Source organism: Pseudomonas sp. B329, from assembly GCF_023127835.1.
Taxonomy (GTDB): Bacteria; Pseudomonadota; Gammaproteobacteria; order Pseudomonadales; family Pseudomonadaceae; genus Aquipseudomonas; species Aquipseudomonas synxantha_A.
On the sequence record NZ_SPKP01000052.1, the window covers coordinates 19,631 to 35,030 of the forward strand.

14 protein-coding genes are annotated in these 15,400 nt (G+C 60.4%); 6 read left to right on the top strand and 8 right to left on the bottom strand.

The annotated features are described in order from the left end of the window. The first annotated feature begins 18 nt into the window (after positions 1 to 18). The 4 genes from E4P00_RS22060 to E4P00_RS22075 are packed head-to-tail and all read left to right on the top strand — an operon-like array spanning position 19 to position 3,515. On the top strand, positions 19 to 1,167 hold the full coding sequence (locus E4P00_RS22060; protein ID WP_216090528.1) for an ABC transporter permease: 1,149 nt from the start codon (positions 19 to 21) through the stop codon (positions 1,165 to 1,167). Beyond that, complete coding sequence (locus E4P00_RS22065) at positions 1,164 to 1,967, top strand: ATP-binding cassette domain-containing protein (protein WP_248133081.1); 804 nt, start codon at positions 1,164 to 1,166, stop codon at positions 1,965 to 1,967. Before E4P00_RS22060 ends, E4P00_RS22065 begins: the two co-directional genes overlap by 4 nt. Position 1,968: 1 nt before the next feature. Beyond that, complete coding sequence (locus E4P00_RS22070; protein ID WP_005783479.1) at positions 1,969 to 2,907, top strand: MlaD family protein; 939 nt, start codon at positions 1,969 to 1,971, stop codon at positions 2,905 to 2,907. Further along, on the top strand, positions 2,904 to 3,515 hold the full coding sequence (locus E4P00_RS22075) for an ABC-type transport auxiliary lipoprotein family protein (protein WP_032878540.1): 612 nt from the start codon (positions 2,904 to 2,906) through the stop codon (positions 3,513 to 3,515). The genes E4P00_RS22070 and E4P00_RS22075 overlap by 4 nt, the downstream gene beginning before the upstream one ends. Positions 3,516 to 3,607: 92 nt before the next feature. On the opposite strand, the gene E4P00_RS22080 is transcribed toward E4P00_RS22075, so the two are convergent. From E4P00_RS22080 to E4P00_RS22100, 5 genes are all read right to left on the bottom strand, one after another. Next, positions 3,608 to 4,837 (bottom strand): spore maturation protein, encoded by a 1,230-nt coding sequence (locus E4P00_RS22080; RefSeq protein ID WP_005783476.1) that lies wholly within the window; start codon positions 4,835 to 4,837, stop codon positions 3,608 to 3,610. Between the two features lie 98 nt (positions 4,838 to 4,935). Continuing rightward, on the bottom strand, positions 4,936 to 6,267 hold the full coding sequence (gene gltP / locus E4P00_RS22085; RefSeq protein WP_005783475.1) for a glutamate/aspartate:proton symporter GltP: 1,332 nt from the start codon (positions 6,265 to 6,267) through the stop codon (positions 4,936 to 4,938). A 741-nt stretch (positions 6,268 to 7,008) separates the two neighbouring features. Continuing rightward, positions 7,009 to 7,476 carry an inhibitor of vertebrate lysozyme family protein gene (locus tag E4P00_RS22090; RefSeq protein ID WP_078822726.1) on the bottom strand — a complete coding sequence of 156 codons (468 nt, stop codon included), beginning with the start codon at positions 7,474 to 7,476 and terminating at the stop codon, positions 7,009 to 7,011. 2 nt (positions 7,477 to 7,478) lie between these two features. Continuing rightward, positions 7,479 to 7,643 (bottom strand): DUF1328 domain-containing protein, encoded by a 165-nt coding sequence (locus E4P00_RS22095; RefSeq protein ID WP_003187386.1) that lies wholly within the window; start codon positions 7,641 to 7,643, stop codon positions 7,479 to 7,481. Positions 7,644 to 7,721: 78 nt separating this feature from the next. Then, positions 7,722 to 8,006 (bottom strand): hypothetical protein, encoded by a 285-nt coding sequence (locus E4P00_RS22100; protein ID WP_032881167.1) that lies wholly within the window; start codon positions 8,004 to 8,006, stop codon positions 7,722 to 7,724. Between the two features lie 392 nt (positions 8,007 to 8,398). On the opposite strand from E4P00_RS22100, the gene algB reads away from it, so the two are divergent. Both algB and E4P00_RS22110 read left to right on the top strand, forming a co-directional pair. Further along, positions 8,399 to 9,745: a sigma-54-dependent response regulator transcription factor AlgB gene (gene algB / locus E4P00_RS22105; RefSeq protein ID WP_032878543.1), complete on the top strand. Its 1,347-nt coding sequence runs from the start codon at positions 8,399 to 8,401 to the stop codon at positions 9,743 to 9,745. A 10-nt stretch (positions 9,746 to 9,755) separates the two neighbouring features. Further along, positions 9,756 to 11,543 carry an ATP-binding protein gene (locus E4P00_RS22110; RefSeq protein ID WP_078822725.1) on the top strand — a complete coding sequence of 596 codons (1,788 nt, stop codon included), beginning with the start codon at positions 9,756 to 9,758 and terminating at the stop codon, positions 11,541 to 11,543. 65 nt (positions 11,544 to 11,608) lie between these two features. On the opposite strand, the gene E4P00_RS22115 is transcribed toward E4P00_RS22110, so the two are convergent. From E4P00_RS22115 to E4P00_RS22125, 3 genes are all read right to left on the bottom strand, one after another. Beyond that, positions 11,609 to 12,385, bottom strand: a complete 777-nt coding sequence (locus tag E4P00_RS22115; RefSeq protein WP_032878546.1) for an N-acetylmuramoyl-L-alanine amidase — start codon at positions 12,383 to 12,385, stop codon at positions 11,609 to 11,611. Between the two features lie 88 nt (positions 12,386 to 12,473). Beyond that, a complete protein-coding gene (locus tag E4P00_RS22120; RefSeq protein ID WP_148854268.1) occupies positions 12,474 to 14,519 on the bottom strand; it encodes a GGDEF domain-containing protein in 2,046 nt (681 codons plus the stop codon). Further along, positions 14,516 to 15,394 carry an endonuclease/exonuclease/phosphatase family protein gene (locus E4P00_RS22125; RefSeq protein ID WP_005783460.1) on the bottom strand — a complete coding sequence of 293 codons (879 nt, stop codon included), beginning with the start codon at positions 15,392 to 15,394 and terminating at the stop codon, positions 14,516 to 14,518. The genes E4P00_RS22120 and E4P00_RS22125 overlap by 4 nt, the downstream gene beginning before the upstream one ends. Positions 15,395 to 15,400 lie beyond the last annotated feature (6 nt).

The window sequence follows — 15,400 nt, forward strand, 5'->3', positions numbered from 1 at the left end:
CAAACAAGCTCGGAGCTTATGACCACTCGCACGACCGCCGGCGCAGCCCATCTTGATACGTCCAGCACCCCGCCTTCGCTGCGGATTACCGGCGACTGGACGCTTGCCCACTACGCCAACCTGAAAAAGCTGTCGGACACACTCGACGGCCAATACGACGCCAGCGCCCGAATCGACCTTAACGGCCTCGGTGCGCTGGATACCGCCGGCGCGTCACTGCTGGTCGAGCTGCTGGGCCCCGACCGCATCCAGCACTGCGCCGAGCAGACCGATTGCAGCCTGTCGGCCGCCGACCGGGCGCTGCTCAAGACGGTCTACCGCTCCCTCAATGATTTTTGCGTCCCGCTCAAAGAGCCGGAAGAAAGCGCCGGCATCCAGGTGCTGGCCCGTATCGGCCGCGCGGTGGACACCGTCTGGCAAGACGCCAAGAAACTCCTGGGTTTTATTGGCCTGATCCTTGAGACCTTCGTCCGCGGGATGTTTCGACCCAAGCGCTGGCGCCTTACGCCGATGGTCGCCCATATCGAACAGACCGGTCTCGATGCCGCACCCATCGTGGCCCTCCTGACCTTTCTGGTGGGCGCGGTGGTGGCGTTTCTTGGCGCCACCGTGCTCAAGAGTTTTGGCGCAACGATTTTTACCGTGGACCTGGTGGCGTTCTCTTTCCTGCGCGAATTCGGCGTGCTGCTCACCGCGATCCTGATCGCCGGCCGTACCGCCAGTGCGTTCACCGCGCAAATCGGCTCAATGAAGGCCAACGAAGAAATCGACGCCATCCGCACCCTGGGCCTGGACCCGATGGAGCTGCTGGTATTGCCGCGGGTTCTGGCGCTGCTGGTGGCGCTGCCGATGCTGACTTTCCTGGCGATGCTCTCGGGGATTGTCGGCGGTGGCGTGGTGTGTGCGGTGGCCCTGGATATTTCACCGGCGATGTTCCTCTCGCTGTTGCAATCGGACATTGGCGTGCAGCACTTTTTGGTGGGCATGGTGAAGGCGCCGATCTTCGCTTTCCTGATCGCGGCCATTGGTTGCCTGGAAGGCTTCAAGGTCAGCGGCAGCGCCGAATCAGTCGGCGCGCACACCACCTCCAGCGTGGTGCAATCGATTTTTGTGGTGATCGTGCTGGATGCGGTCGCCGCGATGTTCTTCATGGAGATGGGCTGGTGAGTCGTCTACACCGTGCGCCCACTGAGGCGGTGATTAAAGTGCGCGGCTTGTGCAACCGCTTTGGTAGCCAGAGCGTGCATGAAAACCTCGACCTGGATTTATACAAAGGCGAGATTCTGGCAGTGGTCGGCGGCTCCGGCAGCGGCAAGTCGGTGCTGCTGCGCAGCATCGTCGGCCTGCGTCGGCCCAGCGAAGGTGAGGTGCGGGTGTTCGGCAAGAATCTGCCCAGCCTGCCTGAGCACGAACGCTCGCTGGTGGAGCGGCGCTTTGGCGTGCTGTTCCAGAAGGGCGCGCTGTTTTCCTCGCTGACCGTTACCGAGAACGTTGCCCTGCCATTGATCGAACATGCCGGCCTCAGCCGCGCCGACGCCGAGCACTTGGCCGCAGTCAAGCTGGCCCTGGCCGGGCTACCCCTGTCGGCCGCCGACAAATACCCGGCTTCGTTGTCCGGCGGCATGATCAAGCGCGCGGCCCTGGCCCGTGCGCTGGCACTGGACCCGGACATCCTGTTTCTCGATGAACCCACCGCTGGCCTCGATCCGATTGGCGCAGCGCAGTTCGACCAACTGATCCTGACCCTGCGCGATGCGTTGGGCTTGAGCGTGTTCCTGGTCACCCACGACCTCGACACGCTGTACACCATCACCGACCGCGTGGCGGTGCTGGCGCAGAAGAAAGTGCTGGTGGCCGACGCCATCGATGTCGTCTCGGAAACGGACGACGCCTGGATTCACGAATATTTCCACGGCCCCCGGGGCCGCGCGGCATTGGATGCCGCTCAATCGCTCAACGAGGTATGACATGGAAACCCGAGCCCATCATGTGATGATCGGACTGTTCAGCGTAATTGTGGTGGTCGGCGCTATGCTCTTCGGCCTATGGCTGGCCAAATCCAGCGTCGACAGCGCCTTCCAGGATTACGAAGTGATCTTCAACGAAGCGGTCAGCGGCCTGTCCCAAGGCAGTGCGGTGCAGTACAGCGGGATCAAGGTAGGCGACGTCACCAGCCTGCGCCTGGACCCCAAAGACCCGCGTCGCGTCCTCGCCCGCATCCGCCTGGCCGGGCAGACGCCGATCAAGGAAGACACCCAGGCCAAGCTGGCGCTGACCGGCATCACCGGCACCTCGATCATCCAGCTCAGCGGCGGCACCCCGCAGAGCCCGGAACTCAAGGGCAAGAACGGCAACCTGCCGGAAATCATCGCCTCGCCATCGCCCATCGCTCGCCTGCTCAATAACAGCAACGACCTGATGACCAGCGTCAACCTGCTGCTGCACAACGCCAACCACATGTTCTCCCGGGAAAACGTCGAACGCTTGAGCAACACCCTGGATAACCTGCAACAAACCACCGGTGCCATCGCCGAGCAACGCGGCGACATCAAGGTGGTAATGCAGCAATTGATGCAGGTGAGCAAACAGGCGGGTGCCGCGCTGGAACAAACCACCGTGTTGATGCGCAGCGCCAATGGCCTGCTCAACGAGCAAGGCAAGCAAGCCTTCGGCAGCGCCGAGCAGGCGATGAAATCCCTGGAGCAAAGCACCGCCACCATCAACAGCTTGCTGACCAACAACCAGGACTCGGTGAACAGCGGTATGCAGGGCCTCAACGAACTGGCGCCAGCGGTGCGTGAGCTGCGTGAAACCCTCGGTTCGCTGCGCGCCATCTCCCGTCGCCTGGAAGCCAACCCCAGCGGTTACCTGCTGGGCAGTGACAAGAACAAGGAGTTCACGCCATGAAGCGTGCTTACCTGATGATCGCCCCTGTGGCCCTGGCACTGCTCAGCGCCTGCTCGATTCTGCCCAAGCCTGACCCGTCAGACGTGTACCGCCTGGTGTCCACCCAACCAACCACCCAAGGCACGCCGGTGAGTTGGTCGCTGCGCGTAGCCAAACCCCAGACCAGCGAGTTTCTCGACAGTCCACGCATTGCCGTGGTGCCTGACGGCAACCTGATCAGCAGCTATGCGAACTCACGCTGGAGCGACCCGGCGCCGGTACTCTTACGCAACCGCCTGCTGGACGGCTTCCAACGCGATGGACGGGTAACGCTGCTGAGTACCGACGAGACCAACCTGCAAGCCGACTATGAGTTGGGCGGGCAGTTGCAGGCGTTTCAAAGTGAATACCGGGGTGACGCGGTGGAGGTGGTGATTCGCCTGGATGCGCGTTTGGTGCGCGGCAGCGATCAGCGGATTATTGCCAGCCGGCGGTTTGAGGTAAGGCAGCCGGTGGGTGATACCAAGGTGCCGGCGGTGGTGGCAGCCTTTGGAAAGGTGGGGGATCAGTTGAACAAGCAGGTGGTGGATTGGGTGGTGCAGCAAGGCAAGGCTTCCTCTAAACGCTGACAGCCTCATCGGGGGCAAGCCCCCTCCCACACTTGATCTGCGAATGCATTCAAAATGTGGGAGGGGGCTTGCCCCCGATAGCAATCTAAGGCTTAACCGAAGAACCAGTAGCACACCGCAATAGCCGCCACGACACCGGCAAACTCCGCCAGCAACGCACAGCCCACCGCATGGCGCGCGCGCTGGATGCCCACCGAACCAAAGTACACCGCCAACACATAGAAGGTGGTCTCAGTACTGCCCTGTATTGTCGCCGCCACCAAGGCCGGGAAGCTGTCCACACCCTGGGTCTGCATGGTCTCGATCAGCATCGCCCGTGCCGCACTGCCGGAGAAAGGCTTGACCATCGCAGTCGGTAGCGCATCGACAAACCGTGTATCCATGCCCGTCCAGGCCACCACATGGCGAATCCCTTCCAGACCGAAGTCCAACGCGCCCGAGGCCCGCAACACGCCCACCGCACACAGCATCGCTACAAGGTAGGGCAACAGGTTCTTGGCCACGTCGAAGCCTTCCTTGGCCCCTTCGACGAAGGCCTCGTACACCTTGACTTTGCGCAACGCGCCGATCACCAGAAACAGCATGATCAGGCCAAACAACGTGAGGTTGCCCAGGATCGAGGATAAACCGGCCAGCGCCGTGGCCGAGAGTGTCGCCAGCAGCGCCATGAAGCCGCCCAGCACCAACGCGCCAGGAATCAGATAAGCCAGCACCACCGGGTCCCACAACCGCAGGCGTTGCATCACCGCCACCGACAGCAGGCCCACCAGGGTCGATGCGCTGGTGGCCAGCAGGATCGGCAGGAACACCAGCGTCGGATCGGCGGCGCCTTGCTGGGCGCGGTACATGAAGATGGTCACCGGCAACAGGGTCAGCGAGGACGCATTGAGCACCAGGAACAGGATCTGCGCGTTGCTCGCCGTGTTGGGGATGGGGTTGAGTTCCTGCAAGGCCTTCATGGCTTTCAGGCCGATGGGCGTGGCGGCGTTGTCCAGGCCCAAACCGTTGGCGGCGAAGTTGAGGGTGATCAGGCCGATGGCAGGGTGACCGGCAGGCACTTCCGGCATCAGCCTTCGAAACAACGGGCCGAGCGCCTTGGCCAGCCAATCGACGATCCCGGCTTTTTCAGCGATGCGCAAAAAGCCCAGCCACAAGGTCAGGGTGCCGAACAGCAGCACCATGACTTCCACCGACAATTTGGCCATGGCGAAAATGCTTTCGACCATCGCCGCAAAAATCCCGGCGTTACCGCCCACCAGCCATTGCGCCAGTGCTGACACCATTGCCACGACAAAGAAGCCAAGCCACAGGCCATTTAGCATCAGTTGAATCCCCCGAAAGATGGGGCGAATGATAGCGGGGCTGACAGAAACGACAAACCCCGGAATTATCCGGGGTTCGTGTCAGCGCAATCGTGCTATCAGCCGCGAGTAGTCTCGCCGGCTGGCAACGCTTCCTTGCTGCGCCAGTGCGGCAGGGAGTTCCAGTAGCGCTCGCCCTTGGCGTCATCGTACATGCCTTCCCAACGGGAGATGACCAATACGGCCAAGGCATTGCCGATCACGTTCAGTGCGGTACGCGCCATGTCCATCACACGGTCGACACCGGCGATAAACGCCAAGCCTTCCAGCGGGATGCCCACGCTGCCCAGGGTAGCCAGCAACACTACAAAGGACACACCCGGCACGCCGGCGATACCTTTGGAGGTAACCATCAGGGTCAGAACCAGCATCAGTTGCTGGCCGATCGACAGGTCAATGCCATACAGCTGGGCAATAAAGATTGCCGCGATGCTCTGGTACAGGGTCGAACCGTCGAGGTTGAACGAATAACCGGTCGGCACCACGAAGCTGCAGATCGCCTTCGGCGCGCCGTAGGCTTCCATCTTCTCGATCACCCGGGGCAGCACAGTTTCGGAACTGGCGGTGGAGTAAGCCAGTACCAGCTCATCCTTGAAGATGCGCATCACTTTCAGGATCGAGAAGCCAAACAGACGGGCGATCAGGCCCAGTACCGCGAAGGCGAAGAACAGAATGGCGACGTAAACCAGGATCACCAGCTTGGCCAGCGGCAGCAGGGAGGCAAAGCCGAAGTTGGCGACGGTCACCGCGATCAGGGCAAACACGCCGATAGGGGCGTACTTCATGATCATGTGAGTGACTTTGAACATGCTCTCGGATACGCCCTGGAACATCGTCACCAGCGGCTCGCGCAGCTCAGGCTTGAGGCTCGACAAGCCCAGGCCGAACAGCACCGAGAAGAAGATGATCGGCAGCATTTCACCACGGGCAACCGCCGCGAAGATGTTCGATGGGATCAGGTTGAGGATGGTTTCGATGAACGCATGTTCATGCTGCACCTCGGCGGCGGTCGCCTGGTACTTGGAGATGTCGACGGTACCCAGGGTACTCATGTCGATGCCGGCGCCCGGGTGGAACAGGTTGGCCAGCAGCAGGCCAACCACGATGGCGATGGTAGTGACCACTTCGAAGTAAAGGATGGTTTTGACGCCGATGCGACCGAGCTTTTTCGCGTCGCCCACACCGGCAATGCCGACGATCAGCGAGGAAATCACAATCGGGATCACGATCATCTTGATCAGGCGGATAAAGATATCGCCTGCCGGCTGCAATACATTGCTGATCCACCAGGCCTTTTCAGCACTGAAATGGTTGAGCACTGCACCGATTGCGATCCCCAGTACCAAACCGATGAGGATCTGCCAGGCGAGGCTTAGCTTTGCCTTCTTCATGTCATTACCCTTACTTCAAGTGGACTTATGGCAAATGCGCCAGCTGCAACGCTCGAAAGCGAAAAAGTGTGTGCATCAGCCTCCATGGAAGGTCACCGCAGCGTGGCCGAAATGGCTTACTGGTAGGCGAAAAAAGGCGCAACTATTCCCATGCAAGGGAGCGACGTCTAATGCCGTAAACGCCTACCCTATGCCGAATCGGCATGGCTTTTTTTGAAAATAATTGTCCAAACGGTCAGTTCGAATACGCCATTCAGGCGGGTGAATATGCCGTGAGGCGGCCAAATCAGGCTCGCTCAGTGATACTGAACGACTTGCAACGTTTGGCAGAAATGCGTGAGAAATCCATCACCTAGCACCGGAAATGTCCTATGGCGCGTCTGAAAATTTCTCGATAGATGGTCGCGTCGACATACCCGGTAATGGTTGGCGAGAGGCAAAAAGCAAAATTGCGACTATGAGAGGCATAAAGCGAGAGCCATGAAGCGAGAGCCAAGCGCGGGCATGAGAGTCATAAGCCCGCCGCAAGTTCAGCAAGCTTGAGGACTTGTGAACTTGCGTCGCAGCTTTTCGCCTAACCCGGCCCTTTCGCAGGCACTCCCTGTGCCCGTAGGTCACGCCGATCTTGATCGATCAGAGCAACCCGGCCCCCTGGTCATGCACCACCCTTGGCGAGTGATGCAAACAGAAAGAAGCGCAGGGGCTTCTTTCTATGGACGCTGGCTCCGTCTCAGACGGAACCTAGTACCAATTCGGATCTTTCTTCAGTTGTTCCATCAACAGCTTTTGCATGCCTTCATCCGGCTTACCGAGGAAACGGTAATCGGCATGCCGTGTCGGGGACTTGTCGGCCGGCAAACCGGCTGGGACTTCCACCAACATCGCGTAGGCATCTTCCTTATCGAAACTGAAGGCCACGATCAAACGCTTGCTCCGGCAGGTATCCGCGGTTTCACACAGCGGCCCGACCAAGTACTTGTCGCCATCTTCCTCGACAGCGTTCATTTGCTCAGCGGTGCCGGACAGGTTCATCACCCATTCCGGCAGACGCTCTTCTTTCTTCACCACGCCTTGCCAGGTTTCACGGTATTGCGGATCCGAATTGAGCAATTCGTTCGCCCGGGATTGCCCGTCATTGGCGGCCATCGCCAGGCCGCTGCCGCCCAAGAGCAGGGCGGCAGCAATGGCTTTAAAAGGCAGAGTGGTCATATTCAACCTCGGCCTTTACGACCAAAGAAGAACGAAGCAATGAACATCACCAGGAAGACGACAAACAGGATCTTGGCGATGCCGGTGGCGGTGCCAGCGATACCACCGAAGCCCAGGACTGCAGCGACAATGGCGATGATCAGAAATGTGATTGCCCAACTCAACATGGTGATTCTCCTTATGCTTCTATAGGGGTAACAGCGGTAGTGCCGTGCAGTCGCTCAACACAAGCGACTTGTTCTTGCCTAGAACACCCAGCGCTCTTGAGCAGGCAGTTCATCCAGGGTGGAATCCTGATCGACCAAGCTCAATTGCGGGGCAGTTACATTAGCGCTGGCGCTGCCAATGGAACGGAAATGGTTCTGGGTCATCACCGGACGCTCAAATTGCGGGGCTGGCTGCTCACTCTGCTGCCAGTGCTGCATCTGCTGGCCGGCAATCAACGTGACCATCAAGGCCAGGCTGGCAAACAGGCCCTGCTGCATACGCAGCGGCGATACACGCAATTGGCTGAGGCTTTGGCGAGTCATGCTGCTGTTCTCCCGCATTCTGATTATTCGTTCATGACACTCTTGGGAGGGATATTGCAGACTGCGTGCCAGCTTTATTGCAAAATAAAACACAATAAAATCAATAGGTTATGTGACATGAAAGGATGTTGCACCCAGCATCCTGCACGATGCCTCTTTAGATGCCGTGCGAAATGCACGATGGCCAGTGGTCGGGTCAGGGGATCGAAAGCGCACGCTCAGTTGCCGAAGTCGCGATAACGCACAAAAAGGCTATCAGCCGGCGCTTTGTAGGAAGGCGTGTAGATACCTACACGAAGATGCCTTTTATGAATCAGAATAAACCATGCAACTTGCCCGATTATTCCGGGACTAAACACCATCTTATTTAATAGTTAAGGAGCGCGGGACAGATGGATTCAGCCAAGGAGCTTCAAGGCCGCATTCTTTTAGTGGATGACGAATCCGCAATCCTCCGCACGTTCCGTTATTGCCTGGAAGACGAGGGCTACACCGTTGCCACCGCCAACAGCGCCGCCCAGGCCGATGCCCTGATGCAGCGCCAGGTGTTTGACCTGTGCTTTCTGGACTTGCGCCTGGGCGAGGACAACGGCCTGGATGTACTCGCGCAGATGCGTATCCAGGCTCCGTGGATGCGTGTGGTGATCGTCACGGCCCACTCCGCCGTGGATACCGCCGTGGACGCAATCCAGGCCGGTGCCGCCGACTACCTGGTCAAACCTTGCAGTCCGGACCAATTGCGCCTGGCCACCGCCAAGCAACTGGAAGTACGCCAGCTCTCTGCGCGACTGGAGGCCCTGGAAGGCGCAGTGCGCCAGCCCAAGGATGGCCTCGACTCTCACAGCCCGTCGATGATGGTGGTACTGGAAACTGCGCGCCAAGTGGCCGGGACCGATGCAAACATCTTGATCCTCGGCGAGTCCGGCACCGGTAAAGGTGAGCTGGCCCGTGCCATTCACGGCTGGAGCAAACGCTCCAAGAAGTCTTGCGTGACCATCAACTGCCCGTCACTGACCGCCGAGCTGATGGAAAGCGAACTGTTCGGCCACAGCCGCGGCGCGTTCACCGGCGCCAGTGAAAGCACCTTGGGACGCGTTAACCAGGCTGACGGCGGCACGTTGTTTCTCGATGAGATCGGCGATTTTCCCCTCACGTTGCAACCAAAGCTGTTGCGCTTCATTCAGGATAAGGAATATGAGCGTGTGGGCGACCCAGTCACCCGCCGCGCCGACGTGCGCATCCTCGCCGCCACCAACCTGAATCTGGAAGACATGGTGCGCGACGGCCGCTTCCGGGAAGACTTGCTGTACCGCCTCAATGTCATCACCCTGCACTTGCCGCCGCTGCGCGAACGCAGTGAAGACATCCTTACCCTGGCTGACCGCTTCCTGGCACGCTTCGTCAAGGAATACGCCCGCCCCGCGCGCGGATTCAGTGATCAGGCCCGTGAAGCGCTGCTCAACTATCGCTGGCCCGGCAACATCCGCGAGCTGCGTAACGTAGTGGAACGCGCCAGCATCATCTGCCCCCAGGAGAAGGTAGAGATCAGCCATTTGGGGATGGCCGAGCAACCGACCAACAATGCGCCCCGTATCGGCGCGGCGTTGAGCCTGGACGAGCTCGAAAAAGCCCATATCGGTGCCGTGCTCGCCACCAGTGACACGCTGGATCAAGCAGCCCGCACCCTCGGCATCGACGCGTCGACCCTGTACCGCAAACGCAAACAGTACAACCTGTGAGCAGGACCTTATGAAGCTCGCGATGAAACTGCGCACTCGGTTATTTCTGAGCATTTCAGCGCTGATCACCGTGGCCTTGCTGGGATTGATCCTGGGCCTGGTCAGCGTCATGCAAATGGCCAAGACCCAGGAATCGCTGATTCGCAGTAACTTCATCACGCTGGACCTGGGGCTCAAGTTGCGTCAGAGCCTGGGCGACCAGCTGATCATGATGCTGGAGAAACGACCCGACCCTGAGGCCCTGAGGGCCTCCAAGCAGCATTATTTCGACCTGCTGGACCAAGGCGTCGCCCATGAGCAGTCGATCGGTAAAAGCCATGGCTTTGGCCAGGCCCGCTCCGACTACCAGAACCTGCTCGAAGCGTTCGACCAATCCCAACAGGAAACACCGCCGCCGGGCAGCAAGGAAAAAATCACTGAAACCTTCAACATACTGCGCAACGGACTGATTGCCGATCACAAGCAGGCTCTGGAGAACATCAGCGCCAGCGAGCACAAGTCCCGTGAGCGCGCGTTATTGATTGCAGGGTTGCTCGGGTTGGTGGGCCTCGCAGTGTTGATCATTGGCTTTGTCACGGCCCATGGCATCGCGCGGCGTTTTGGCGGACCGATCGAGGCACTGGCCAAAGCCGCCGACAAGATCGGACAGGGCGATTTTGAAGTGACGCTGCCTATCTCCTCCGCAGCGGAAATGAATCAGTTGACCCGCCGTTTCGGCATCATGGCCGAAGCATTGCGCCAGCATCAGGCCACCAATGTCGATGAACTGCTGGCCGGCCAACAGCGCCTGCAAGCCGTGCTCGACAGTATTGATGACGGCCTGCTGATGATTGATCGGCAGGGCTGCCTGGAGCACCTCAACCCGGTTGCACAGCGCCAACTGGGCTGGGACGAAGAGCGCCTCGGTCAGGGCCTGGGCGAAGCCCTGGGTCGTGCAGAGATGGATGAACAACTGCAACTGGTGCTGCGCGGCGGCAACCTGGAGCGGGCGCCGGATGATCTGGAAGTGGAAGTCGAGGGCGAACTGCGCCTGCTGACCTACAGCCTGACCCCTGTGAGCCATACACAGGGCCATATTCTGGGGGCTGTGATGGTGCTGCATGACGTCACCGAACAGCGCGCCTTCGAACGAGTGCGTAGCGAGTTCGTGTTGCGCGCCTCTCATGAGCTGCGCACGCCGGTGACAGGCATGCACATGGCCTTCGGCCTGTTTCGCGAGCGAGCCAAGTTCCCGGCCGACTCCCGTGAAGCGGACCTGCTGGATACGGTCAACGAAGAAATGCAGCGCCTGATGCAGTTGATCAACGACTTGCTCAACTTCTCGCGCTACCAGAACGGCCTGCAAAAACTCACCCTGGGGGCCTGCGATGTGACCGACCTGCTGGAACACGCACGGGCGCGATTTACCGAACCCGCCAATGCGCAGCACATTGAGTTGCTGGTGGAAGCCCAGCCGGAGTTGCCGCGACTGTATGCCGACCAGGTGCAACTGGAGCGCGTGCTCGACAATTTGCTCGGCAACGCGTTGCGCCACACCGCCGAAGGCGGGCAGATTCGCCTGCAGGCACGGCGTCATGGCGAACGGGTGATTATCAGCGTTGAAGACAACGGCGAAGGTATCGCCTATGGCCAGCAAGGGCGAATCTTCGAACCCTTTGTGCAGGTGGGTCGCAAGAAAGGCGGCGCGGGCCTGGGGCTGGCCCTGTGCAAGGAGATCGTGCAGTTGCACGGCGGCCGCATGGGCGTGTATTCACGACCGGGGCAGGGTACGCAGTTCTATATGGCATTACCGTTGTAAAAAAACAGCGCTCTGTGGCGAGCAAGCTCCCTCGCCACAGCAAGTTCGCTCCTACATCTACACAATCAGCGCTGGTTCAAGGCCCGCAGGATCGCAGCACTTTCAGCATCCGGAGTGCCATCAAACAATGAAGGGCGGAAGCGCATCTGGAAGGCGGCGATCACGTGCCGCGTGGCCACATCCAGCTCCCCGGTCTGCGGCGTCTGATAGCCCAGGCGAGCGAGTTCTTCCTGGAACCAGGTGACGCTCGGCAGCTGAGCGCCGTACTGCACCTGGAATCGTGCCACGGCCTGTGCATCCGGCCAGACGGCCAGACCTTCTGCGGCCAGACGCTTCCAGGGGAACAGCGGCCCCGGGTCCAGCTTGCGCAGTGGGGCAATGTCGCTATGCCCGATGATGTTCTTGGGGTCGATACCGTTACGCTTGCTGATGTCCTTGAGCAGCACGATCAGCGACTGCACCTGCGCTTCGGAATACGGGTACCACACACGCCCTGTCGGCGTATCACGGAACCCAGGGTTGACGATCTCGATGCCGATGGAGCTGGAATTGAGCCAGGTGCGCCCCATCCACTCGCTTTCCCCCGCGTGCCAGGCACGCTGGCTTTCATCCACCAGCTTGTAGATGGTGCCTGAGGCGTCGTCGCCGATCAGGTAATGGCTGCTCACCTGGCCATGGGTCAGCAATGCCAGCGAGCGCTCAAGGTTGGTAGAGGTGTAATGCACGACAACAAACTGCACGCGGTTGTCGTGGTTCACCGAAGGGTGGCTGGTATTCAGCCGCGGGCCGCTGGCGCAACCGGCGAGCAGGAGAAACACAAAAGCAATAGACAAGGATTTCATGGCAGGAGCAGTACACTGAGAGACGATAATGCAACAGTGTAACGTAACGTAATTAGCCCGGCGGTCAAATTACAAAATGGAACATCTTTTATGCCACCTGCACTTGATTGCGTCCCGCTGCCTTGGCCCTGTAAAGCGCTTCATCGGCTCGCTTGAGGGCCAAGTCGCTGCGCTCGCCAGGTTGAAACTGCGCTACGCCCATGGACACCGTGATCGTCACCGGCTCGCCCTTGAAGTGGAACGGGCATGCCTCGATGGCCGCGCGCAATACTTGAGCGACAGCCAAGGCATCCGCCAAGGCTGAGTCGGGCATCAGCAGCACAAACTCCTCACCGCCGAAACGCGCGATGAAGTCGGTGGGCCGCAGGCGCTTGCTCAGCACGTTGGCGATGATCTTGAGCACCTTGTCACCCGCCAGATGACCGTAGCCATCATTGATGCGCTTGAAATGATCCAGGTCGAGCATCGCCAGCGACAGGCTGTTGCCGCGTTGATGCCAGGCGTTGACCTCGTGATCAAGGCGTTCGCTCCACGCTGCCCGGTTGGGCAGGCCGGTTAGCGGATCGAGCAAGGCCTTCTGGCGCTGTACTTCCAGGTGCTCACGGTAGCCCTGGGCTTCCTGCTCCATGTTGGCCACCCGCTCAGCCAGGGTTTTGAGGCGCGCCGCCACTTCCTGCTCACGTTGGTCACGCTGCTGCTGATGCTCGTCCATGGTCCCGAGCAAGCCTTCGAGATGGCTTTCGAGTACCTGCTTGAGGCTGCTCAGATCGGCGGCTTCCTGCACGCTGCTTTGCAAACCGTCGACCTGTTCACGAATCTGCGTATCCAGCTCCCGCGCGGCCAGGCTGCTATCGGCGTGGCCCTCGCTGGCAACCTGCAGGTGGCCCTGAAATGCCTCAAGGCGCTCGTTGAGTTGCTTGAGATAAGCCTCGAACTCATGCTGGCCACTGTCGGTGATCGCCAGCATCAGCACCGCCAGGTCATCCAGGATCGGGATCAGCTCGTACCAATTCAAGCCGTGGGCAAGCCGCTCGCGCATGGCTTCGGCCTGGGGCCGGTGACGTTCAGGCAGGGACAGATCTTCCAACAGGCCCAGTAACGTATCTTCAATGTGCTTGGCCACCGAGCTGTAGGACGGCTCAGGCGAGTCGGGCAGGGCGTATATCCCATCGGACTGCAGTTCGTCGGGCTCGGGAATTTCCAGCACCGGCGGGAGAGACAGGCTACCTATGCTGGTTTGATCCGGCGCGTCGACTTCAACCTGCGGCGCTTCAATAAAGGCGGCGAGCGCGCTTTCAGGGGCCGGCTCTTCTATCGGCGGCTCAGGGGCCTGCACAGGTGAAGCAATCGGGGCTGCAGAAGGCGGTGCCTCGAATGCGAAGGTGTCGCGAGCCGCTTCCACCGGGGCCGGCGCTACCAGCTCCGATGCGGGAGCGAGCGGCGTTTGTGGTTGCGGTGCAAAGGCACGCAAGGCCTGGGTCAACTCTTCGGACTGTACGGGCTCCTGCGGCTCGGGCGAAGGTGGCGGCGCAGCGGGCTTTGACGGCGCCACCTGCGCGGTGGGGAGTGGCGCAGCGTCAACCTGCGGCGCTTCACTCGATGCCTCCTTACTGCCAAACAGGCGCTGCAGCAGCCCAGGACCCGCGCGTGAGGCTTCGCTTTCAGGCTCCAGATTATTCAGCGCCTGCCCTTGCAGGCTGCTTAGCTCACTGAGCAACAGCGGTATCTCCCGCGCCTGGCCGACGCGGCTATCGAGCTGTTTGGCAAAGGCCTTCAGCGGGCGGGCCACCTCGCGGGGCAACGCAAGCTTTTGCAGCTGGGCAACCAGGGCCGTGAGTGCGGTGCTGATCTGGTCAACCCGGGTTTCGCGGCGCTGCTCGGAATCCAGCACAGCCTTTTCCAGGCGCGGCAACAGCGCTGCGAGGGCTGCGTCCATGTCGTCCGTGCGCACTACATCACGCATTTCTTTCATGCATTGATCAACAGCGCGGTCGGTCCCTTCAGCCGCCAGCGTGCTGCGCACCAGGCCGCGGCGCAGCAGGTCGAGGCGGGCGGCCCAGCGGCGTTCGAGCTTGTCTTGTTGCTCGATGCTCTTGAGGTATTTCTCTTTCCAGCGCTGGGCGTCGTCGCTCATGCAAGAGGTCCGCGAGGGCCTGGGCTCAACGCGGGTAATGCATCAGCGGTAAGCGAACCCGGCAGACGAATCTCTACCGCGACGGGCAGGTGATCGGAAATGGGCTGCGCCAGCACTCGCACACTTTCCAGTGTAAGGCTCGGGCTGAGCAGGATGTGGTCAAGGCAGCGCTGCGGGCGCCAGCTGGGAAATGTGGCTTCGACTTGCGGGGCCAACAGGCCCAGGTCGCGCAGCGGGGAATTCTGCAACAGGTCGTTGGCATGGGTGTTCATGTCCCCCATCAACACCTGGTGCTTGTAGTTACCAATCAGGTCACGCACATAGGCAAGCTGCAGGTTACGGGTACGTCCGCCGAGTGCCAGGTGCATCATCACCACCACCAAGGCTTCAGGACCTTCACCGAAACGCACGAGGATCGCACCGCGGCCTTTCGGACCCGGCAGCGGGTGATCCTCGATGGCGGTCGGCTTCAAGCGGCTGAGCACACCATTACTATGCTGTGCCAGGCGCCCCAGGTTGCGGTTGAGCTGCTGATACCAGTACGGAAACGCGCCGAGCTGGGCAAGATGCTCCACCTGGTTGATGTAGCCCGAGCGCAGGCTACCGCCGTCAGCCTCCTGCAAGGCGACCAGGTCGAAGTCGCTGAGCAGGTCGCCGATCTTCTGCAGGTTACCGGTACGCCCCTTGTGCGGTAGAACGTGCTGCCAGCCACGGGTGAGGTAGTGCCGGTATTTCTCGGTACTGTTGCCCACCTGAATGTTGAAGCTGAGCAGGCGCAAGCGGCTGTCTGCCGGCAGGCCCGTGGCTTGCAGGTGGTGTTCGTTGACCTGCGGCTCGTGCAGGCCAACGACGCGTTCGGTACCCCAACGGCGCATGGCGGG